20 protein-coding genes and 2 tRNA genes are annotated in these 19,683 nt (G+C 70.7%); 9 read left to right on the top strand and 13 right to left on the bottom strand.

The window, feature by feature from the left end; translation table 11 throughout:
* The first annotated feature begins 18 nt into the window (after nucleotides 1-18).
* Nucleotides 19-420 carry a peptide-methionine (R)-S-oxide reductase MsrB gene (gene msrB / locus G5T42_RS11390; RefSeq protein WP_165128612.1) on the top strand — a complete coding sequence of 134 codons (402 nt, stop codon included), beginning with the start codon at nucleotides 19-21 and terminating at the stop codon, nucleotides 418-420.
* Entirely contained in the window at nucleotides 417-965 is a 549-nt protein-coding gene (locus G5T42_RS11385) for a nitroreductase family protein (RefSeq protein WP_165128610.1), read from the top strand. Before msrB ends, G5T42_RS11385 begins: the two co-directional genes overlap by 4 nt.
* On the opposite strand, the gene G5T42_RS11380 is transcribed toward G5T42_RS11385, so the two are convergent.
* Complete coding sequence (locus G5T42_RS11380; protein WP_241245787.1) at nucleotides 962-1,918, bottom strand: DMT family transporter; 957 nt, start codon at nucleotides 1,916-1,918, stop codon at nucleotides 962-964. The two genes, G5T42_RS11385 and G5T42_RS11380, sit on opposite strands and share 4 nt — an antisense overlap.
* Before the next feature lie 52 nt (nucleotides 1,919-1,970).
* Here G5T42_RS11380 and G5T42_RS11375 point away from each other — a divergent pair, with 52 nt between their 5' ends.
* On the top strand, nucleotides 1,971-2,624 hold the full coding sequence (locus G5T42_RS11375) for a hypothetical protein (protein ID WP_241245786.1): 654 nt from the start codon (nucleotides 1,971-1,973) through the stop codon (nucleotides 2,622-2,624).
* 58 nt (nucleotides 2,625-2,682) lie between these two features.
* On the opposite strand, the gene G5T42_RS11370 is transcribed toward G5T42_RS11375, so the two are convergent.
* The 3 genes from G5T42_RS11370 to G5T42_RS11360 all read right to left on the bottom strand — a co-directional run bounded on the left by G5T42_RS11370 (nucleotide 2,683) and on the right by G5T42_RS11360 (nucleotide 3,972).
* Nucleotides 2,683-2,754, bottom strand: a tRNA-Arg gene (locus G5T42_RS11370).
* A gap of 158 nt (nucleotides 2,755-2,912) precedes the next feature.
* Nucleotides 2,913-2,988, bottom strand: a tRNA-Thr gene (locus G5T42_RS11365).
* Nucleotides 2,989-3,030: 42 nt separating this feature from the next.
* Nucleotides 3,031-3,972: a thioredoxin domain-containing protein gene (locus G5T42_RS11360; RefSeq protein ID WP_347103805.1), complete on the bottom strand. Its 942-nt coding sequence runs from the start codon at nucleotides 3,970-3,972 to the stop codon at nucleotides 3,031-3,033.
* Nucleotides 3,973-4,265: 293 nt separating this feature from the next.
* Here G5T42_RS11360 and ugpC point away from each other — a divergent pair, with 293 nt between their 5' ends.
* Both ugpC and G5T42_RS11350 read left to right on the top strand, forming a co-directional pair.
* Nucleotides 4,266-5,369, top strand: a complete 1,104-nt coding sequence (gene ugpC / locus G5T42_RS11355) for a sn-glycerol-3-phosphate ABC transporter ATP-binding protein UgpC (RefSeq protein ID WP_165128604.1) — start codon at nucleotides 4,266-4,268, stop codon at nucleotides 5,367-5,369.
* 66 nt (nucleotides 5,370-5,435) lie between these two features.
* Entirely contained in the window at nucleotides 5,436-6,743 is a 1,308-nt protein-coding gene (locus G5T42_RS11350; RefSeq protein ID WP_165128602.1) for a DUF4032 domain-containing protein, read from the top strand.
* Nucleotides 6,744-6,827: 84 nt separating this feature from the next.
* Here the strand turns inward: G5T42_RS11350 and G5T42_RS11345 are convergent, their stop codons facing one another.
* From G5T42_RS11345 to cysS, 3 genes are all read right to left on the bottom strand, one after another.
* Nucleotides 6,828-7,469 (bottom strand): NAD(P)H-binding protein, encoded by a 642-nt coding sequence (locus G5T42_RS11345; protein WP_165128600.1) that lies wholly within the window; start codon nucleotides 7,467-7,469, stop codon nucleotides 6,828-6,830.
* An 84-nt stretch (nucleotides 7,470-7,553) separates the two neighbouring features.
* Complete coding sequence (rlmB, locus tag G5T42_RS11340) at nucleotides 7,554-8,543, bottom strand: 23S rRNA (guanosine(2251)-2'-O)-methyltransferase RlmB (protein WP_165128598.1); 990 nt, start codon at nucleotides 8,541-8,543, stop codon at nucleotides 7,554-7,556.
* The gene (gene cysS / locus G5T42_RS11335) at nucleotides 8,536-9,954 is read right to left on the bottom strand and encodes a cysteine--tRNA ligase (RefSeq protein WP_165128596.1); all 1,419 of its coding nucleotides are present in this window, start codon (nucleotides 9,952-9,954) and stop codon (nucleotides 8,536-8,538) included. Before cysS ends, rlmB begins: the two co-directional genes overlap by 8 nt.
* A 95-nt stretch (nucleotides 9,955-10,049) precedes the next feature.
* On the opposite strand from cysS, the gene G5T42_RS11330 reads away from it, so the two are divergent.
* Together G5T42_RS11330 and G5T42_RS11325 are read left to right on the top strand one after the other, a co-directional pair.
* Nucleotides 10,050-11,018 (top strand): EamA family transporter, encoded by a 969-nt coding sequence (locus tag G5T42_RS11330; RefSeq protein WP_165128594.1) that lies wholly within the window; start codon nucleotides 10,050-10,052, stop codon nucleotides 11,016-11,018.
* Between the two features lie 7 nt (nucleotides 11,019-11,025).
* Nucleotides 11,026-11,496 (top strand): GNAT family N-acetyltransferase, encoded by a 471-nt coding sequence (locus G5T42_RS11325; protein ID WP_165128592.1) that lies wholly within the window; start codon nucleotides 11,026-11,028, stop codon nucleotides 11,494-11,496.
* On the opposite strand, the gene G5T42_RS11320 is transcribed toward G5T42_RS11325, so the two are convergent.
* The 4 genes from G5T42_RS11320 to G5T42_RS11305 form a co-directional block, all read right to left on the bottom strand.
* On the bottom strand, nucleotides 11,474-12,583 hold the full coding sequence (locus tag G5T42_RS11320; protein ID WP_165128590.1) for an NAD(P)/FAD-dependent oxidoreductase: 1,110 nt from the start codon (nucleotides 12,581-12,583) through the stop codon (nucleotides 11,474-11,476). The two genes, G5T42_RS11325 and G5T42_RS11320, sit on opposite strands and share 23 nt — an antisense overlap.
* A 98-nt stretch (nucleotides 12,584-12,681) precedes the next feature.
* Nucleotides 12,682-14,319, bottom strand: a complete 1,638-nt coding sequence (locus G5T42_RS11315) for a response regulator transcription factor (RefSeq protein ID WP_165128588.1) — start codon at nucleotides 14,317-14,319, stop codon at nucleotides 12,682-12,684.
* Between the two features lie 51 nt (nucleotides 14,320-14,370).
* Nucleotides 14,371-15,579 (bottom strand): 2-C-methyl-D-erythritol 4-phosphate cytidylyltransferase, encoded by a 1,209-nt coding sequence (gene ispD, locus G5T42_RS11310; protein ID WP_206535768.1) that lies wholly within the window; start codon nucleotides 15,577-15,579, stop codon nucleotides 14,371-14,373.
* Between the two features lie 96 nt (nucleotides 15,580-15,675).
* Complete coding sequence (locus G5T42_RS11305; RefSeq protein ID WP_133542479.1) at nucleotides 15,676-16,158, bottom strand: CarD family transcriptional regulator; 483 nt, start codon at nucleotides 16,156-16,158, stop codon at nucleotides 15,676-15,678.
* A gap of 143 nt (nucleotides 16,159-16,301) precedes the next feature.
* Between G5T42_RS11305 and G5T42_RS11300 the strand changes: the two genes are divergently transcribed.
* Nucleotides 16,302-16,769, top strand: a complete 468-nt coding sequence (locus G5T42_RS11300; protein ID WP_165128586.1) for a DNA modification methylase — start codon at nucleotides 16,302-16,304, stop codon at nucleotides 16,767-16,769.
* 76 nt (nucleotides 16,770-16,845) lie between these two features.
* Here G5T42_RS11300 and G5T42_RS11295 read toward each other — a convergent pair whose 3' ends face one another.
* Nucleotides 16,846-17,529 (bottom strand): response regulator transcription factor, encoded by a 684-nt coding sequence (locus G5T42_RS11295; protein WP_165128584.1) that lies wholly within the window; start codon nucleotides 17,527-17,529, stop codon nucleotides 16,846-16,848.
* Nucleotides 17,526-18,755, bottom strand: a complete 1,230-nt coding sequence (locus G5T42_RS11290; protein ID WP_165128582.1) for an ATP-binding protein — start codon at nucleotides 18,753-18,755, stop codon at nucleotides 17,526-17,528. The genes G5T42_RS11295 and G5T42_RS11290 overlap by 4 nt, the downstream gene beginning before the upstream one ends.
* 166 nt (nucleotides 18,756-18,921) lie before the next feature.
* On the opposite strand from G5T42_RS11290, the gene phoU reads away from it, so the two are divergent.
* On the top strand, nucleotides 18,922-19,614 hold the full coding sequence (gene phoU / locus G5T42_RS11285) for a phosphate signaling complex protein PhoU (RefSeq protein WP_165128580.1): 693 nt from the start codon (nucleotides 18,922-18,924) through the stop codon (nucleotides 19,612-19,614).
* Nucleotides 19,615-19,683: the final 69 nt, after the last annotated feature.

Below are 19,683 nucleotides of genomic sequence, written 5' to 3'. Positions count from 1 at the left end.
AGGGGCAAAGGAGACGCGATGACTTACGCAGTGAACAAGAGCGACGCCGAGTGGCGCGAAGAGCTCGACCCCCAGCAGTACGCCGTGCTGCGCGAGGCGGCCACCGAGCGCCCCTGGACGGGCGAGCTCCTCGACGAGAGCCGGGCCGGCCTCTACACGTGTGCCGCCTGCGGGGCGGAGCTGTTCAAGAGCGGCACGAAGTTCGACTCGCACTGCGGGTGGCCGAGCTTCTACGAGTCCATCCGGCCCGAGGCCGTCGAGCTCATCGAGGACCGCACCTACGGCATGGTGCGCACCGAGGTGCGGTGCGCCAACTGCGGCTCGCATCTCGGCCACGTCTTCCCCGACGGGTTCGGCACGCCGACCGGCGACCGCTACTGCATGAACTCGATCTCGCTGAACTTCACCCCCGAAGCGTGAGCAGCGCCCTCGAGGCGGCGCGCGCCCGCCGCTCCTGGTCGAAGGTGACGGATGCCGCTCCATCCCACGAGGAGCTGCTCGAGCTCGTGGCGGCCGCGGGACGGGTCGCCGACCACTCGTCGCTCGCGCCTTGGCGGCTCATCGAGCTGCGCGGCACGGACCGCGAGAAGCTCGGCAGAGCGATCGCGAAGGCGGAGGGAGACAAGCACCCGTCGTCGAAGCCGCTGCGCGCGCCCCTTCTCATCGCCGTCGTCGCCAGTTACCGCAAGAGCGGCAAGGTGCCGAGGTGGGAGCAGGAGGCGGTCGCCTCCGGCGTCGCCCATATGCTCAGCCTCTTGCTGGACGAGGCCGGATGGGGCGTGTTGTGGCGCACCGGCCACTACACGCGCAGCAAGCCGGTCGCGAAGGCGCACGGGCTGAAGAAGAACGAGGAGCTCCTCGGCTGGCTCTATGTCGGGGGCAAGCCCCCTGAGAAGCGCGAGGGTCGCCGCCGTCCGGTCGATGCTGCGCGGTTCCTCACGCCCATGCCGGGCGAGAAGCGCTAGTCGGGCGGTCGCCGCCGCAGCACGACGCGCCACGGCACGACGGCGACGACCACGCCCACCAGAGCGACGAAGACCGCGGCGACCGCCGCCCCGAGCGACGGTCCCGACAGCGGTGGCCAGAGCGCGTCGAGGACGACGGAGGTCGCGAGCAGCCCGACGACCGACCCCAGGCCGAGCAGCAGCACACCGGTGTGCCGGACGAGAGCGGCCGACAGGAAGATGTAGACGACGCCGATCGACCCGCCGACGTAGAGCCAGGGGTCGGTGGGGAAGCTCTTCGGAGCCCCGGCGACCGCGATGTGGATGACGTCGGCGATGACGAGGGCGATGGTGCCGCCGATGAAGTTGACGAGCGTCGCGATGAGGGGGCTCCCGACCGCCTGCCGCAGCCGCCCGTTCGTCGCCTGCTGCCAGGCGATGCCCGCGCCCGCGAGGAACGGCAGCAGCAGCATCCACCACGGCACACCCGTCAGACCCTCGCCCGCGAGGCACAGGACGACGGCCACGATCACGAGCAGTCCCCCGGCAAGGCGCCCCAGTGTCACGGCGACCACTCCCGCGGGACCGTAGCCGACGCGGTCGAGCACGAGCCCGTTCACGGTCTGCCCCGCCACCACGCCGACGGTGAAGAGCGCGACGCCGATTGTCGCGACCGTCAGCCCCTGCGTCGCGACCGTCAGGGCGCCTGCGAGGCCGCCGATCAGCATCCAGAACGGTATGTCGCGACCGAGGCCGCGCACGAGCCTGCGGAAGCCGGCCCGCCCGTCCGGGAGGATCGCGCAGAGGACGACGAGGATGACGAGTCCCGACCCGAACGAGATGACCGCCGCCGTGAAGCCGTCGCCGAGCGCGAGGCCGAGCGAGCCGTTGATCCGCGCTTGGACGGCCGTCATGACGCCCACGAGGACGGCTCCGCCGAGCGCGAGCCAGGCGGGCATACGGGCGGGGGTCACGCCTCAATCTTGCCCGTGCCGGGAGCGTCGGATGTGCGACGTACCCTGGAGTGTGGCCGAATCCCGCAGACAGAAGCTGCTCTCCTGGCTCCCCGCGGCGATCCTGCTCCTCATCATCGGCGGCGTCGTCTTCACGACCGTCGCCGTGCAGAATTCGTGGTGGGCCGAGGACCAGCCCGTCGCGTCCAGCGACCAGAAGGCGGCAGACGGCAGCAGCAAGCTTTCCGACGCCGGCCTCGACTACGTGAACGTCGAGGGCGTGCTGCGCGTCCGCATCGGCGAGAGGGCGCTCCCCGCCACGGAGATCGGGCTCGGCGCCGACGAAGAGAAGTCGGGCGAGTTCCGCCGTCCCGTCCGTGCCGTCGTGGCCGCCGGCGACGAGGTGTACGTCGTCGAAGAGGTCGAGACGATGCACGCCGTGAGCGAGGGCAACGAGCTGACGACGCTCACGCTGGGCGTCGGTCAGGCGCTGCCGTGGTCGAGCGCCGTCGGCACGGTGCAGGGTCTCGCCTCGGAGTTCGGGTGGGACCAGGATGAGATCGCCTCGTGGGAGGAGCAGATCTCGGACTTCACACGCGACCACACCGAAGGCACCTTCACGGCCGAGGTGACGTCGACGGATGCCGCGACCATCACCGGCACGCTCGTGTTCGACCGCGCGACCGGGTACACCACGCTCTCGATCACGTTCGCTCCGCCCGCCTGAGCGGAGTGCGGGAGCCGACCACGGTCGTTCTGGAGCCGACCACGGGACTCGAACCATGTGGAGCCGACCACGGGACTCGAACCCGTAACCGCCCGATGAGAAGTCGGGGTCGACGCCCCATTCGCCTGGCGCCGACGCAGGGACTCGAACCATGTGGAGCCGACCACGGGACTCGAACCCGTAACCGCCCGATGAGAAGTCGGGGTCGACGCCCATTCGCCTGGAGCCGACCACGGGACTCGAACCCGTAACCGCCCGATGAGAAGTCGGGGTCGACGCCCATTCGCCTGGAGCCGACCACGGGACTCGAACCCGTAACCGCCCGATTACAAGTCGGGTGCGCTACCAATTGCGCCAGGTCGGCAGAGCGACCAGTCTAACGGGGCCGGCCGGACCGCCCGAGTCGTCAGGGCGTGGGAGTCGGCGTCGGCGTGGGGGCCGGCGTCTTGGTCGAGTCGTCGCTCGCGATCGTCAGGACGAACTGCGAGAACTCGGCGGGGTCGTCGAGGGCTCCGACGTACTGCGTGCCGTTGACGAGCACCATGGGCGCTCCCGTGAGCGCTACGCCGTCGGTGCCGGGGATGCCCTGCAGCGCCCGGTCGGTCGCGGACTTCGCCCACGCGGCGAAGTCCTCCTGCTCGATGCAGTCCCGCACGACCTTCGGCGACGAGGCGCCCGAAGCGATCGCGGCGGCGGCGAGATCGGCATCCGAGATGCCGTCCGAGTCGACCTCGGGCTGCTGCTGCAGGAGGGAGTGCGTGAAGGCGAAGAACGCGTCGGGCGAGTGGGTCGCGACGCAGGCGGCGGCGCTCGCTGCGCGGAGCGAGTACTTGGTGCCGTTCGACTTCGAAGTCAGCATCGCGACCGGGTAGTAGGTGAGCGTCGCGGCGCCCTGCTCCACCCACGTGGCGAGCTGGGCGGCGTTCGCGAGCTGGAACTCCCGTGAGCCCGGCGAAAGGTAATCGACGTAGATGCGGATGTCGACGGCCGGGGCGGTGGTTGCCGAGGCATCGGGAGTCGGTGTCGTCTCAGGGGTGGGAGCGGGCGTCGCGGTCGATCCGCCGGCACCCGAGCCCGGGACGCCCATCTCGGCCTGGCCGTCGTCGAGAGTCGTGCCCGTGACGGAGGTGACGACGATCCCGTCGTCGGTGACGTTCGCGGGGTCGAGCAGCGGCTTGGACGCGGCTGAACCGACGGTCCAGGTGACGACGACGGCTGCGACGGCCACCACGGCGACGACGGCCACGGCGATCACGCTGGCGCGGATGAGCCGCGCGCGGGACTGCTTCGCCTGAACCTGAAGCGCCTTCTCGCGCACCGCCTCGCGGCGATCGCTCGGGACAGGCACGTTCTGTGATTCGTCGCTCGACATGAAACCTTCTGAAGACGGGGGGCCGTGGGCCGGGTCGCGGATCGGGAGGCGACCGCTCACGATGCTAGCCAGGCAGGCTGGGAAAAGCCCAGACGGAGCGTCGGAGCGCGGGGTGAGGCATCCGTCCCCCGGGATCCCGTGAGCAGGTGGGCCGCCTCGTCATGTCATACTGATGGGTACGCCCGACGGTGGGCGTGCGGGAAGAGCCCCCGCAGCATTCCATTCACTACGGATCGTCCGGCACGTACCTGCCGGTGAAGGAGAACAAAATGGCGTCCGTCACGTTCGACAACGCAACCCGCTTGTACCCCGGGGGCACGCGCCCGGCTGTGGACAAGCTCAACCTCGAAGTGGGCGACGGCGAGTTCCTCGTCCTGGTCGGCCCCTCCGGCTGTGGCAAGTCCACGTCGCTGCGCATGCTGGCCGGCCTCGAAGAGGTCAACTCGGGCCGCATCCTGATCGGCGACCGCGACGTCACCGACGTCCCGCCGAAGGACCGCGACATCGCGATGGTCTTCCAGAACTACGCGCTGTACCCGCACATGACGGTGGCCGAGAACATGGGCTTCGCGCTCAAGATCGCCGGCGTCGGCAAGGAGGAGCGCGCCGCGCGCGTTCTCGAGGCCGCCAAGCTCCTCGACCTCGAGCAGTACCTGACCCGCAAGCCGAAGGCCCTCTCGGGTGGTCAGCGTCAGCGTGTCGCGATGGGCCGCGCCATCGTCCGCCAGCCCCAGGTGTTCCTCATGGACGAGCCGCTGTCGAACCTCGACGCCAAGCTCCGCGTCCAGACCCGTACGCAGATCGCGTCGCTGCAGCGTCGCCTCGGCGTCACGACCGTCTACGTGACCCACGACCAGACCGAGGCGCTCACGATGGGCGACCGCATCGCGGTCCTCAAGGACGGCATCCTCCAGCAGGTCGGCTCGCCGCGCGACCTCTACGAGAAGCCGAACAACGTGTTCGTCGCCGGCTTCATCGGCTCGCCCGCGATGAACCTGTTCCCGTCCGACCTCGCCGAGGGCGGTGTGCGCTTCGGCTCCGAGGTCGTGCCGCTCGACCGCGACACCGTCGGCCGCGCGAACGGCAGCCAGGTCACCATCGGCGTCCGCCCCGAAGACATCGTGGTCGGTCCCGCCGACGGCAAGGGCCTCCCGGTCCAGGTCGACCTCGTCGAGGAGCTCGGCGCCGACGGGTACCTCTACGGTCACACCGAGATCGCCGGACGCCGCACCGACATCGTCGCCCGCGTCGACGGCCGCCGCCACCCGATGGCCGGCGACACCGTCACGCTCGCCGCGACCGCCGGTCACGTGCACGCCTTCGACGTCGAGTCCGGCGAGCGCCTGAACGACAAGCCGGTCGTCTCCGCGTAACACCCTTCGGACACAGCGCGGGCGGCTCTTCGTGAACCGCCCGCGCTGTTCCATTTCTGGAGAGCAATGCCCGCTGCCCTGAGCATCACCGCCAGCTCCGTCGACCCCGGGCTCCTGAACCTGCCGTGGTCGACGACGCTCGCCGAATGGCCGAGCAACCACATCGTCTTCCTTCCCAAGGGCATCTCGCGCCACCTCGTGCGCTTCGCCAACCTCTCTGGTCGCGTCGTCGCGATCAAGGAGACGACGGAGGAGATGGCCCGCCGCGAGTACGACATGCTCGGCAACCTGCACCGGCTCGACGCCCCGTGCGTCGAGCGCGTGGCCGTGATCGCCGGGAGGACGGATGCCGCCGGCGAGCCCCTTCCGGCCGCTCTCGTAACCGCGCATTTGAAGTTCTCGCTCCCCTACCGCGCACTGTTCACGCAGGTGCTGCGTCCCGACACCGCCAATCGCCTGGTCGACGCCCTGGCCGTGCTGCTCGTGCGGCTGCACAACGTCGGCTTCTTCTGGGGCGACGTCTCCCTCTCGAACACCCTCTTCCGCCGTGACGCGGGGGCCTTCGCCGCCTACCTCGTGGATGCCGAGACCGGCGAGCTGCACGAGTCCGGGCTGACGCCGGGTCAGCGCGCGCACGACCTCGACGTCGCGCGCACGAACATCGCGGGCGAGATCATGGACCTCGAGGCGGGCGGGCGCCTGGAGGGCGGGGTCGACGCCCTCGCGATCGCCGACGGCATCATGTCGTCGTACCACTCCCTGTGGGGCGCACTGACCGATAAGGAGTCGTTCGCCGCGAACGAGTCCTGGCGGATCACGGAGCGCGTGCAGCGCCTGAACGAACTCGGCTTCGACATCGGCGAGATGTCGATCCAGGCGACGACCGACGGGACGCGGGTCTCGATCCAGCCCAAGGTCGTGGATGCGGGGCACCACCAGCGCCGCCTGCTGCGGCTGACGGGACTGGATGTCGAGGAGAACCAGGCCCGAAGGCTTCTCAACGACCTGGACGAGTTCCGGGCCCGCGTCTCACGCCTCGGCGACGACGAGGAGATGGTCGCGCACGAGTGGCTCACCCGCGTCTTCGAGCCCGTCGTCAAGGCGATCCCGTTCGATCTGCGCGCGAAGCTCGAACCGGCCGAGGTGTTCCACCAGGTGCTCGAGCACCGGTGGTACATGTCGCAGGCGCGCGGCAAGGCCGTCCCGCTCGCCGAGGTCCTGACGAGCTACATCGACGGGGTGCTCCGGCACCGCCGGGACGAGGCGACCGTCATGGGGCCGCCCACAGAGACGATGTCGCTTCCCGTCCTCACGAGCGGCGCGATCGACATCGTCGACGAGGACGACGACATCGACTGGCGCGATCTCGTCTGAGGCCGTCGTCCGGCACGAGGCATCCGCGCTCTCACGCCGAAGCGGCCCGTCCTCGAGAGGACGGGCCGCTTCGACTGCCGGGAATCAGTACCCGACGGTGAACCGCTCGCGGGAGTGCTTCGGCGTCTCGATCTCGTCGACCACAGCGACCCCGAGGTCAGCGCCGGAGATGAAGGACTCGCCCGCCTCGTCGGTGACGAGCACGTCGCCGCCGTCGCGATAGCTGCCGGTGCGCTCGCCGGGGTTCCACGCGCCGAACCCGCCGGCGGGGTGGATGTAGAACCAGTCGTGACCGTGAGCCTGGGTGCGCAGGTCGTCGAGAACCCCGATCGCCTCGAGGGCCTCGGGCTTGTACTCGTCGGTGAAGGACGGCTGGTCGACGAGGCGCTCGCCGCCCGGCGCGACGAGGCTGCCGCCGGCGCCGCCGATGACGCCGACGCGCACCGACGCGGGCAGCTCGGCGACGAGCTGCGCGACGTTCGACCGGACGTTGCCCTCCATGTCGCCGCGCGCGGGAACCGCCAGGACGACGACGTCGACCCCCTCGAGCTCGGCCACGAGGCTCGGCACGTCGAGGAGCGTGCCCTCGATGTAGGTGGCGCCTTCGACGCGCTCGGCGGGGACGGTCCGCGCCACGGACACCACCGTGTGACCGCGACTCACCGCCTCTGCGACGATGTGCGAGCCGGCGTAGCCGGTGCCTCCGATGACGGCGATGCGAGCCATGGTCTTCCTTTCGTCGGTGTCTCGGGGTGCAAGCTCAGCCCGGGACGGTTCATTCCCTCGAATGGAATTGTTTCGGACGGTGACTCAGGCGCCGGCGGCGCGCAGCGTCGCGACCTGGTAGAGCGCGACGGATGCCGCGATGCCGGCGTTGAGCGACTCGGTCGACGCCGAGATCGGGATGGAGACGATCTGGTCGCACGTCTCGGTGACCAGGCGCGAGAGGCCCTTGCCCTCCGAGCCGACGACGATCACGACGGGCCGGTCGGCGAGCTCGAGCGCGGGAAGCGACACGTCGCCCCCGCCGTCGAGGCCGAGGACGAACACGCCCTGCTTCTTGAACTCCTTGAGCATCGACGTGAGGTTGGCCGCGATCGCCACCGGGATGCGCGCTGCGGCACCGGCGCTCGTCTTCCACGCGGCCGAGTTGACGCTCGCCGAGCGGCGCTGCGGCACGATGACGGCGTGCCCGCCGAAGGCGGCGGTCGACCGGATGATCGCGCCGAGGTTGCGCGGATCGGTCACGCCGTCGAGCGCGACGAAGAGCGGGGTCTGGCCGGCGTCGATGACCTGCTCGAGGAGATCCTGCGGATGCGCGTACTCGTACGGCGGCACCTTGAGCGCGACGCCCTGGTGCACGCCGTCGAAACCCGCCATGCGGTCCAGCTCAGGACGGGTGACCTCCATGACCGGGATGTCGCGGTGGGTGGCGATCGACAGCATCTCCTTGACGCGGTCGTCCATCTCCACGCGCTGCGCGATGTAGAACGCCGTCGCCGGGATCTTGGCGCGGAGGGCCTCCAGCACAGAGTTGCGGCCCGTGACCGTCTCCGTGTCGTCATCCTTCTTCGCCCGCGACTGACGGGTCTGGCCGGCCTGCCCACCGGGACGGCCCTTGCCGCCCGCGGCGGCGTAGCGCTCGGCCGCGGCCTTGCGCTTGCCGGCGGGGTGCCACGCGCGGTCCTCGGCCTTGGGCGTCGGTCCGCGCCCCTCAAGCGACCGCTTGTTCTTGCCGCCCGAGCCCTTCGTGGGGCCCTTGCCGCCCTTGCTCGCGCCGGGGCGCCCTGGCTTAGCCATCGATACTCCAATGCGTCCCTTGGGGACCGTCTTCGAGGGCGATGCCGGCCGCCGCGATCGCGTCGCGGATGCGGTCGGCTGCCGCCCAGTCCTTGGCAGCCCGCGCTTGTGCGCGCTGCTCGATCATCGTCTGCAGGAGGGCGTCCAGAGCGGATGCCTCGGGCCCCGCCTGTCCTGCCATCCACCTGGGGTCTTCGGGGTCGATGCCGAGGATCCCCGCCATCACCGCCACCTCACCGAACGCCCGGAGCACTCCGTCGCGGTCGCCGGCATCCAATGCGGTGTTGCCGTCCCGCACCGTCTCGTGCAGCACGGCGAGCGCCTGGGGCACGCCGAGATCGTCATCCATCGCCGCCGCGAATCGCTCGGGCACGGAGGTCTCGACGCGCTGGTCGTCGTCTGCCGCGAGAACGCGCGCCGCACGGTGAAGGAACGTGCGAATGCGGTCGATCGCCGCTTCGGCCTCATCGAAGGACGTTCCCGTGATGTCGAGGCTCGACCGGTAGTGCGCCGCTGCGAGCGCATAGCGCACGACGAGCGGGTCGCGCTCGCGCAGCACGTCCTCGGCGAGGACGAAGTTGAAGAGCGACTTCGACATCTTCTGCCCGCCGACGGTCACGAGGCCGTTGTGCACCCAGTACCGCGCGAACGGGTCGCCCGCGGCCGTCGACTGAGCGAGCTCGTTCTCGTGGTGCGGGAAGCGCAGGTCGAGCCCTCCCCCGTGGATGTCGAACTCCGGCCCCAGATACCGGCGCGACATCGCGGAGCACTCGATGTGCCAGCCGGGACGGCCCTTGCCCCACGGCGAGTCCCACTTGGCGGACGCCGGCTCATCGGCCTTGGCGCCCTTCCAGAGCGCGAAGTCCCGCGGGTCGCGCTTGCCGCGGGGGTCTGCGTCCTCGGCCGGCTCCATGGCATCGAGGGACTGGTTGGTCAGCGAGCCGTACGAGGCCCACGACCGCACGTCGAAGTAGACGTCGCCGGCCGCGCCCTCCGACGCGGCGGCGTACGCGTGCCCCGCGTCGATGAGACGCTGGATCAGCTCCTGCATCTGCGGGATGGACGCCGTCGCCCGGGGCTCGTAGGTGGGAGGCAGGATGCCGATCGCGGCATACGCCCGTGAGAACTCGAGCTCCATGCGGTAGGCCAGCGCCCACCACGGCTCGGCGTCCGTCGCGTTCACGAGCACCTTGTCGTCGATGTCGGTCACGTTGCGCACGAACGTGACGCGCCCGTAGCGATGACCGAGCCACCGACGGAGGATGTCGAAGCTGAGCGCACCGCGCAGGTGACCGATGTGCGGCCCGGACTGCACCGTCGGCCCGCAGACGTAGATCGTGACGTTCCCGGGGGCGAGGGGCACGAAGTCGCGCAGCTGCTGCGCCTTGGTGTCATAGAGCCGGACGGTCACCGCACAAGCTTACCGGCGCGGGTCTGTGCGAATCGGGTGTGACGACGAGGCCTGCCGGGGACGAGGCATCCCGTCCAGTGCGGTGAGAATAGAGCGTGCTCCACGTCCTCGCCGTCTTCGCCGCGGCCGTGCTGTTCGGCACGACGGGGACATCGCAGGCCATCGGCCCGGAGGGAACGACGCCCCTCGCCGTCGGCGCTGTGCGTCTCGCGATCGGCGGCACGGGCCTCGCCATCATCGCCTTCGCACTCGCCCGCCGTCACCGCGTGCGCGCCGAGCGCGCCGGTGAAGAGCGGCCACGGAGCTTCCGCACCCTTCCCAGCACGGCGAGCCGGATGCGCCCGCTCGCGCTCATGGTGCTCACCGGGGTGTGCCTGGCGATCTACCAGCCGCTCTTCTTCCTCGGGACGGAGCGCAACGGCGTCGCGGTCGGGACAGTGATCGCCCTCGGCTCCGCCCCGATCATGGCGGGCGTCCTGGAGTGGCTCCTCACCCGACGCTCCCCGAGCGGCGCGTGGATGGTCGCGACCGCCCTCGCGACGGTCGGTGTCGTGCTGCTGGGCTTCGGCGGCGCGGCGTCGGGCACCGGTGCGGGCGGGACGGATCCCGTCGGGCTCCTCGGATCGCTCGGGGCCGCGGCATCCTTCGCGGTCATCGCGAACGCGCAGCGGCGCCTGCTCGACGGCGGTTGGAACCCGTTCACCGTCGTCGGGGCGATGGGCGCGAGTTCGGCCGTCATCTCGTTTCTCGTGCTGCCGTTCGTCGACCTCTCGTGGTTGGCGACACCGGCGGGGCTGGCGATGGGGCTCTGGCTCGGAATCGCGACGATCTCGATCGCCTACGTGCTGTTCACGTGGGGCCTGAACGGCCTCACCGCTGCGACGGCTGCGACGTTGACCCTCGGAGAGCCTCTGACGGCGAGCATCCTGGGGATCACCGTGCTCGACGAGCGGCTCAGCGCCCTCGCCATCACGGGGCTGGTCGTGCTCGCCGCGGGCCTCGCCCTGCTCGCGTGGGGCTCCCGGGCACGGCGGGACCCCCAGCCGTTCGCAGTGGAAGGATGACGCGGTCATGACCCCGAGCATCGAGATCCTCGTCGACGACCTCACGAGCGACGCGACGCGCGCGCTCATCGCCCGTCATCTCGACGGCATGCACGAGTACTCGCCGCCCGAGAGCGTGCACGCGCTCGACGTCGAGGCGCTGCGGCAGCCGGGGATCACATTCTGGTCGGCCTGGATCGGCGGTGAGCTCGCCGGTATCGGGGCGCTCAAAGCGCTCGATGCGGATCGCGGCGAGCTCAAGTCGATGCGCGTCGACGACCGCTTCCGCGGCGCGGGCGTCGGCCGCGCCATCCTGCGCCACATCGTCGCAGAGGCGCGCAAGCGCGGGATGACGAGCCTGTGGCTCGAGACCGGCACGACGCCCGACTTCGCCCCCGCACAACGCCTCTACGAGAGCGAGGGCTTCGTCACGTGCGAGCCGTTCGACGGGTACGCGCACGACCCGTTCTCGCGCTTCATGACGCGACGGCTGGAGTGAGCGCCGGCTGGGAGGATGCCGCGGTGTACAGCCGCTGCACGAGATAGTCGGCGTCGGCACCCATGCCCATGAGCGTCGACGAGGCGATCGAGTACTGGAACGCCAGACCGAGGAACGCGAGCCCCGGCACGCTGCGCGCGAGGCCGCGGTACTCGTCCGGCCACCCCGACTCGTCGAAGAGGCCGTCGATGCTGATCCAGGAGAAGTCGGGCACCGAACCCGTGCACCACACGATCGTGCGGCAGTCCACGACGGTGCCGTCCGCTGCGACGGGGCGGCCCGCGGCATCCGTCCCGGAGATCCTCGGGAGCCGGGCGATGCCGGCCGCGTCGAGGTCCTTCAGCTTGTTGCGCACGAGGTTCACTCCGTGGCCGCGGACCTGCTCGCGCACCGCGCGACCCTTCGCCGTGTCGACCGTCGTGCGCCGCAGCTTGCGGATGAACACCCTCGAGACGAGGTTGCCGACCGGCGTGTCGATGTCGGCCGGCACCTGCCCCGGGTGCCGGCCGGCGAGCGTGACGGTGTGGCCCGCCCGGGCCGCCTCGAGCGCGACGTCCGTCCCGGAGTTGCCCGCGCCGACGACCAGCACCGGTCCCTCCGCGAGATCGTCGGGTCCCGCGTATGCGACCGAGTGGAGTTGACGGATGCCGGGATCCACGCCCGCCGCGATGTCCGGCGTGACGGGCATCCGGTGCTCCCCCGCCGCGACCACGACATGGTCCGCGACGAACGCCTCGCCCGACGCGGTGTCGAGCCGGAATCGCGCGCCGCTGCGCGCGAGCGACGTGACGCGCGTCCCGAGCCGCACAGGGAGGTCGAAGAGCCGGGCATAGCGCTCCAGGTAGTCGCCGTACTGCGCTCCTGTCGGGAAGTCGAAGTACCCGATGTCGAGGCGGAGGCCGGGAAGCTCGGCCAGGCTGCGCGGTGTGAACAGCTTGAGCGAGCGGTAGCGCTCGCGCCAGGTGTCACCGATGCGCGGACGGTCGTCGAGGATGACGAAGTCGATCCCGCGGTCTCGAAGCCGCTTGCCCATTCCGAGTCCGGCGGCGCCTCCGCCGACGATGACGGTGTCGATTCGCGTGTCCATGGTGTGCTCCGATCACGATTTCGATCGTGACGTTAGGCGCACGGCGCGGCCGATTCATCGGCAGAAATGACCAATTCACGCTCGACACGCGAAACGGCTCAGGCGGCCTCGAGGAGTCCGTGCTCGAACGCGTACGCCGTCGCGGCGGACCGGCTCGCGAGACCGAGCTTGGCCAGGATGTTGCTCACGTGGCGGGCGACGGTGCGCTCGCTGAGGAACAGGCGCCCGGCGATGTCGCGATTGGACGAGCCGGTCGCGATCAGCCTGAGGACTTCGAGCTCGCGCCGGCTGAGGCCCGCAGCGGCCGCCGCCGCCGGTGCCGAAGCGGCGAGGCGTTCGAGCCGCGCGAGGTCGGCCAGTGCCCCGAGACCCGCGAGCGTCGTGCGGGCCGCGTCGAACTCGAGCTGCGCGGCATCCTCGTCACCGAGCGCGCGAGCCGTGCGCGCCAGGAGGATGCGGGTGAGGGCGCCGTCGTAGGGGTCCTCGAGATCGCGCCAGCCGGTCCACGCCCGGCGGAGGACGGGCTGCGCCCGTTCGGGGTGGCCCTGGGCGAGGAGCAGGGTCCCGCTCGTGCGATCGGCGAGCGCCGTGAGATACGTCGTGCCGATCGTCTCGGCGAGCTGCCGGAGCTCCTCGTCCGCGGCGGCGGCGACCTCGAGCTCGCCGCCTTCGGTCTCGAACTCCACCTGCGCAGCGAGGAGGTCGGCACGCCGACCCGGCGGCGGCGCGGCCGCGAGCGCCCTCGCCACCCCGGCCCGAGCGGTCGCGAGGCGTCCGGCGTCACGCCGCAGTCGACCGAGCCCGGGCTGCACCTCCCTGCCGAGTGCCGCCGCCTTGCGGAAGCCGTCGTCGGCCGCGTGTGTGCGGCCCGCGCGCCGGTGCAGCTCGGCAAGTTCGTACAGTGCGTTCTCGAGGGTCGCGGGCCGCCGCTCCCGCGACGCGACATCGGCGAGAACACGCTCCGCCTCGGTCCACTCCCCGCCGATCCCGAGCACCGTCGCTCGATGCACGGAGCACTCGCCGCGGAAGATCTGGAGGCCGCGCTGAGCATCGCACCAGTCGTTCAGGTCACGCGTCCAGGCGCTCGCCCGGCCGATGTCCCACCGTTCCAGGCACGAGGCGATCACCGCGCAGTATGCCGGGCCGGCCACGCGCTCGCCCACGCCGCCGTCGGCGATCGACAGCATGAGGGCATCCATCAGCTCGAAGCCGCGCTCGAACGAACCGGCCCTCACGAGCGCTCGGGCGAGGCCCATCGTCGCGAAGACCTCGATGTCGCTCGATCCCGCGTCCCGCGCGAGCGAGCGAGCCCGCTCGCCCACCTCCACTGCCTCGGCGACCCGGCCCGCGCTCCACGCGGCCTGCGCCTGGCACAGCGCCGCCGTCGCGGCAGCACCCACTTCGCCCTCCTCCGAGCGCCGCTGGCAGAGGTCCATGACCCGGGACATCCATGCGTGCGCCTTGACGGCCGCTCCGCTCTCCTCGAGCATGTAGCCCACCCAGAAGGCGCACCGGATGGCGGCATCCGTCTGCCCCGACTTGACGTAGATGTCGTAGGCGGCCGTCCAGGCGCGCTCGCACTCGTCCATGCGCCCGAGGAACCAAGCCGCCGTGCCGAGCTCCTCCAGGCCGTCGCCCGTCGACACGCCGGACTCGTGCAGTTCGCGCAGGCGAGCTGCCCAGTCGGTCGCGACAGGACTTCCGTCCGCCGCGGAGCGAACCCCGCCGGTCGGCATGCCGTCAGTATCGTGCCGCACAGCTCGCACGGCAAGGACGCGAGAGCGAGGCTAGGCGGGGATCAGAAGGGCGACGGCGAAGGCCGCGACGCCCTCGCCGGCACCCGTGAAGCCGAGTCCGTCGGTGGTCGTCGCCGAGACGGAGACGGATGCCCCGCCCAGCGCGGCCGAGAGCGCCCGCTCGGCCTCGGCGCGACGAGCCGCGAAGCGCGGCCGATTCGCCTGCACCTGCACCGAGACGTTGCCGATGCGCCACCCCGCCTCGCCGAGGATCCCCAGAGTCCGCGCGAGGAAGGCGTCGGCGTGCGCTGCGGCATACTCAGGACGATCCGTTCCGAAGTGCGTGCCGATGTCGCCGAGGCCGGCGGCCGCGAGGAGTGCATCGACGATAGCGTGCGCGACGGCATCACCGTCGGAGTGTCCCGAGAGCGCCGGCTCGCCCGGCCACTCGAGGCCCGCGAGCCAGAGGCTGCCCTCCCCGCCGAATCCGTGCACGTCCGTGCCGAGCCCGACGCGGGGCGCCGCCGGCGAGGGCGTGAGGCTCACCGGCACGTGGGCGAGCGGTGCGACGAGTCCCCGGGCGCGTTCGAGGTCCGCGGGGGTCGTGATCTTGAAGGCGAGCTCGTCTCCCGCTACGGCGGCGACGGGATGCCCCGCCTCCGCCACGAGTGCCGCGTCATCCGTGAACTCGTCCATCGCCGCACGGTACGCGGCATCCAGCACCTCCCGACGGAAGCCCTGGGGCGTCTGCGCGGCGGACAGCTCGGAGCGGTCGACGCCGGCCACGATCTCGGAGCCCGCGACGCGCTTGATCGTGTCGATGACCGGCAGCACCGGGATCGCTCCGTCCGCACCCCCGTCGATCGCCGCGATCACGCGCTCGAACACGGCGGGCGGGGTCAGCGCCCGCGCGGCATCGTGCACGAGGACGATGTCGACGTCGGGCCACACCGCGTGGAGCCCGGACTGCACGGAGGACTGACGGGTCGCACCGCCGGGCACGACCGAGATGAGGTCGCGTCGACCCCCCGCCGCCTCGAGCGCCTCCGTGAGCGCGTCTCCCTCGCGGCCCGCCGGCGCGACGACGATCACCTGCGCCTCGGGCGCGGCGAACACGCCGCGAAGGGCGTGGCGAAGGATCGAATGCTCATCGAGGCCGACGAAGGCCTTCGGCGATCCGCCGCCGAGACGGGTTCCCGATCCCGCGGCCACGACGATGACCGCAACCCGCGGCACAGCGATCAGCGGTTCCCGAGCCACGTCGAAGGACGGTTCCCGAGCACCATCGAGGAAGGGTTCCGGCGCGTTGTCGAGGGGCACGCCCCCACGCTACCGGGACAGCTCAGCGGGAGCGCGTCAGGACGCGAGCACCTCGTCGAGGACGACGCTCGCCTGCTCCTCGTCGGTCTTCTCGGCGAGCGCGAGCTCGGAGATGAGGATCTGACGGGCCTTGGCCAGCATGCGCTTCTCGCCCGCCGACAGGCCGCGGTCCTGATCGCGGCGCCAGAGATCGCGCACGACCTCGCTCACCTTGATGACATCGCCCGAAGCGAGCTTCTCGAGGTTGGCCTTGTAGCGGCGCGACCAGTTGGTCGGCTCCTCGGTGAACGGCGCGCGGAGCACCTCGAAGACGCGCTCGAGGCCCTCCTTGCCGATCACATCGCGAACGCCGACGAGATCGACGTTGTCGGCCGGGACCTCGATCGTGAGATCGCCCTGTGTGACTCGAAGCTTGAGGTAGACCTTCTCTTCGCCCTTGATGACGCGGGTCTTCACTTCTGCGATTGTCGCCGCCCCGTGGTGCGGGTAAACGACCGTTTCGCCAACCTCAAAAAGCATGCAGTTATGTCCTTTCGGCAACCTCCAGGATACCACAGGCGACATACGCTAAGGTTCGCCGCCCACCCCTCGTGGCGACACGGCGGACGGGACGGCGACCCTCTAGACTGCAAGGGTTGCCGTCATCCGCACCAGGAGGATCCGTGAAATCGCGCCTCATCGCGTCGCTCGCCCTCGGCGCCGTCGTCCTCTTCGGGACCACCGGCTGCGCCATGCTGTCGACGCAGGCCACGACGCTGCCCTACTCCCCCGCGGACGGCGTGAACGTGCCGGACTCGGGTCCTGTGCTGATCCGCAACGCGCTGTTCGTCGCCGACGAGAGCGGCGAGGACGCCAACTTCATCGCGGCGCTCATCAACAACACCGATGAGAACCAGACGCTCCACATCGAGATCGGCGAGGAGTCGCCGATCAAGAAGACCGTGCGCGTCCCCGCGAAGACGACCGTCAGCCTCGGCGTGACCGAAGACCCGATCCTCGTCGAAGGACTCGACGCGAAGCCCGGCGCGGACGTGCTGGTCTACTTCCAGTCCGGCGACACGGAGGGCACCCAGGTCGCCGTACCCGTCCTCGACGGAGCCCTCGACTACCTGTCGTCGTTCGTCCCCTGAGCCGGACCGCACACTTCCACGAGAACGGCCCCCGGCGCATCGCGCCGGGGGCCGTTCTCTGCGCTGGGCGGGGCGCTCAGCCCTCGAAGCGGTAGCCCAGGCCGCGGACGGTCACGAGCATCGACGGGTCGCCCGGGTTCTCCTCGATGCGCGAGCGGATGCGCTTGATGTGCACGTCGAGCGTCTTGGTGTCGCCGAAGTAGTCGGTGCCCCAGACGCGGTCGATGAGCTGACCGCGCGTGAGCACGCGACCCGCGTTGCGCATGAGCACCTCGAGGAGCTCGAATTCCTTGAGAGGCATGCTGATCTCGCTGCCCGCGACGGCGACCGTGTGGCGGTCGATGTCGAGCGTCACGCGCCCGCCGTTGAGGACGCGCTCGTCGAGGTCCGCATCGTTCGACGAGAGGCGGCGCAGGACGGCCCGCATACGGGCGAGCAGCTCACGCGCCGAATAGGGCTTGGTGACGTAGTCATCGGCGCCCAGCTCCAGACCCACGACGATGTCGACTTCGGAGTCCTTCGCGGTGAGCATGATGATCGGCACGCTCGAGGTGGCGCGGATCTGCCGGCACACCTCGGTGCCCGGCATCCCGGGAAGCATCAGGTCGAGGAGGACGATGTCGGCACCGCGCTCTCGGAATGCCGCGAGGGCCGCGGGCCCGTCCTCGGCGATCTCGACCTCATAGCCCTCGCGCCGGAGCAGGTAGGCGAGGGGGTCGGCGAGGTCTGGCTCGTCCTCGACGATCAAGACGCGGCTCATGGGGTGTCTCCGTTCACAGGGGCGGGGGCTGGGGGCGCCGGCCGCGACAGCGCGGCCTTCGCACGACTCTTCTTACGCTTCTTGCGCGTCGGCTCGGGGGCCGGCCCCTCGACGAGGGGTAGCCGGATGGTGAAGGTCGAGCCACGCCCCGGCCGCGACCACAGCGTCACCTCTCCGCCGTGGCGCTGCACGGCGTGCTTGACGATGGAGAGCCCGAGGCCCGTGCCGCCCGTGCGGCGGGAGCGGGCCTGGTCGGCGCGGTAGAAGCGCTCGAAGACGCGCTCCTGCTCGCCCTCGGGGATGCCGATGCCGCGGTCGGTCACGGCGATCTCGGCGATGCCGTCGATGGCCTTGACCCCGACCCCCACGCTCGAGCCGCGCGGCGAGTACGAGATCGCGTTGGCGACGAGGTTGCCGATCGCCTCGCTCAGGATCTGCGGGTCGCCTCGGACCCACAGGCCACGGGCGCCGCCCCGGACGACGGTGACTCCGGCCGAGTCGGCCTGGATCGCGTGCGCCTCGACCGCGGACGCGACGATCTCGTCGACGGCGACATCGCGCTCGTCGTTCAGCTCATCGGCGGCCTGGAGGCGGGACAGGTTCATGATGCGCGACGTGAGCGAGGCGAGCCGGGCCGCCTCGGCGGTCAGCCGCGCCGCGAAGATCCGCACCTGCTCGGGGTCGTCGGCGGCCGACTCGATGGCCTCCGAGAGGAGGCTCACAGCGCCCACAGGGGTCTTCAGCTCGTGGCTCGTGTTCGCCACGAAGTCGCGACGCATCTGCTCGACGCGCTCCTTCTCGGTGATGTCGCGCAGCACGAGGAAGGTCAGCCGCGGCGAGATGCGCGTCGCGCGCACGACGACGAGGCGCGGCTCGGCGGGCGGCGCACCGCGGCGCAGCCGCATCGTCTCGGTGGTCGCCGTCTCACCCGTCCGCGCGCTGCGCGCGAGGCCCTTCAGCTCGTCGCTCGGGAGCACGGTGCCGACGACGAGCCCGAAGGGGCTCGCGGGCGGCGAGCTGGCCAGGATGGTCGCCGACGTGTCGACCACGACGGCCGCGTCATCCATCCCGCTCAGCACCTCGGCGACGCCGTCGGGGATCTCGGAACTCGCCTCGGCCTGCACGCGATCGCGGGCGCGCAGCGACGTGAAGACGAGGGTCGACACGAGGCCCCCGAGTGCTGCCCCCAGGATCAGGGCGAGCAGGACGAGCTGCGTCGGTTCCATGCCTCCCAGGGTACGGGCCGGTGAATGCGCGATCCGGCCCGCGCCAGCTTCGCGCCGGGAGCGCCGACTAGTATTCATCCTCGTGGCACCGTTCGTTAACCTTCGCTGACGACAATCGCGGGGGTCGAGGCATGAGCTCGTGCCGCGAAGACGAAAGGTGTCGCGAATGCGCGAAGTGTTCCATCAGTCGCTCGAGGACGTCCAGGACCGGCTCGTCGAGATCGCCGAACTCGTGACGACGGCCATCGAGAAGGCGACTCGCGCTTTCGGGACGAGCGACGTGGCGCTCGCCGAGGAGGTCATCGAGGCCGACCTGATCATCGACGAGAAGGCACTCGCCCTCGACGAGCAGGCGATCGAGATCCTCGCCCGTCAGCAGCCCGTCGCCCGCGACCTGCGCATCGTCGTCAGCGCCCTGCGCATCAGCGCCTCGCTCGAGCGCATGGGCGACATCGCCGAGCACATCGCCCAGCTGACGCGCATGCGGTTCCCGGAGCGGGCGATCCCCAAGGGCCTGAAGGGCACCTTCACCCGCATGGGGCAGCTGGACGTCGAGGTCGCGCGCAAGCTCACCGAGCTGCTCAGGACTCAGGACCTCCCGCTCGCCGAGGAGATCCGCAACGACGACGACAAGGTCGACGAGCTGCACATCTCGGTCTTCGAGAAGGTCCTCTCGGACTCCTGGCAGGGCGAGACCGCCGCCACGGTCGATGCGACGCTCGCCAGCCGCTATCACGAGCGGTTCGCCGATCACGCCGTGTCGATCTCGAAGAAGGTGACCTACCTCGCCACCGGTGACTGGTCGGCCGAGCCCGACGACACGTTCATCACGCCCGGAGCCGCGGCGACGACCGCGTAGCGCTCCCGCGGAACGAAAGAGCGGATGCCTCGACGAGGCATCCGCTCTTCTGCGTGTTCGGTGTGCGCG

The organism is Microbacterium sp. 4R-513 (genome assembly GCF_011046485.1).
In the GTDB taxonomy this organism is placed as follows: domain Bacteria; phylum Actinomycetota; class Actinomycetes; order Actinomycetales; family Microbacteriaceae; genus Microbacterium.
Note: the sequence above shows the minus strand (reverse complement) of the source record. Positions and strands in the feature narration are given on the sequence as shown.

What these genes read in the sequence shown, in the direction of transcription:
- G5T42_RS11325 (WP_165128592.1), top strand. Translation starts at nt 11,026, where the DNA reads ATGACCCCGAGCATCGAGATCCTCGTCGACGACCTCACGAGCGACGCG.
- G5T42_RS11290 (WP_165128582.1), bottom strand. Translation starts at nt 18,755, where the DNA reads ATGGAACCGACGCAGCTCGTCCTGCTCGCCCTGATCCTGGGGGCAGCA.
- G5T42_RS11320 (WP_165128590.1), bottom strand. Translation starts at nt 12,583, where the DNA reads ATGGACACGCGAATCGACACCGTCATCGTCGGCGGAGGCGCCGCCGGA.
- rlmB (WP_165128598.1), bottom strand. Translation starts at nt 8,543, where the DNA reads ATGGCTAAGCCAGGGCGCCCCGGCGCGAGCAAGGGCGGCAAGGGCCCC.
- G5T42_RS11315 (WP_165128588.1), bottom strand. Translation starts at nt 14,319, where the DNA reads ATGCCGACCGGCGGGGTTCGCTCCGCGGCGGACGGAAGTCCTGTCGCG.
- G5T42_RS11345 (WP_165128600.1), bottom strand. Translation starts at nt 7,469, where the DNA reads ATGGCTCGCATCGCCGTCATCGGAGGCACCGGCTACGCCGGCTCGCAC.
- msrB (WP_165128612.1), top strand. Translation starts at nt 19, where the DNA reads ATGACTTACGCAGTGAACAAGAGCGACGCCGAGTGGCGCGAAGAGCTC.
- G5T42_RS11350 (WP_165128602.1), top strand. Translation starts at nt 5,436, where the DNA reads ATGCCCGCTGCCCTGAGCATCACCGCCAGCTCCGTCGACCCCGGGCTC.
- ugpC (WP_165128604.1), top strand. Translation starts at nt 4,266, where the DNA reads ATGGCGTCCGTCACGTTCGACAACGCAACCCGCTTGTACCCCGGGGGC.
- phoU (WP_165128580.1), top strand. Translation starts at nt 18,922, where the DNA reads ATGCGCGAAGTGTTCCATCAGTCGCTCGAGGACGTCCAGGACCGGCTC.
- G5T42_RS11295 (WP_165128584.1), bottom strand. Translation starts at nt 17,529, where the DNA reads ATGAGCCGCGTCTTGATCGTCGAGGACGAGCCAGACCTCGCCGACCCC.
- G5T42_RS11305 (WP_133542479.1), bottom strand. Translation starts at nt 16,158, where the DNA reads ATGCTTTTTGAGGTTGGCGAAACGGTCGTTTACCCGCACCACGGGGCG.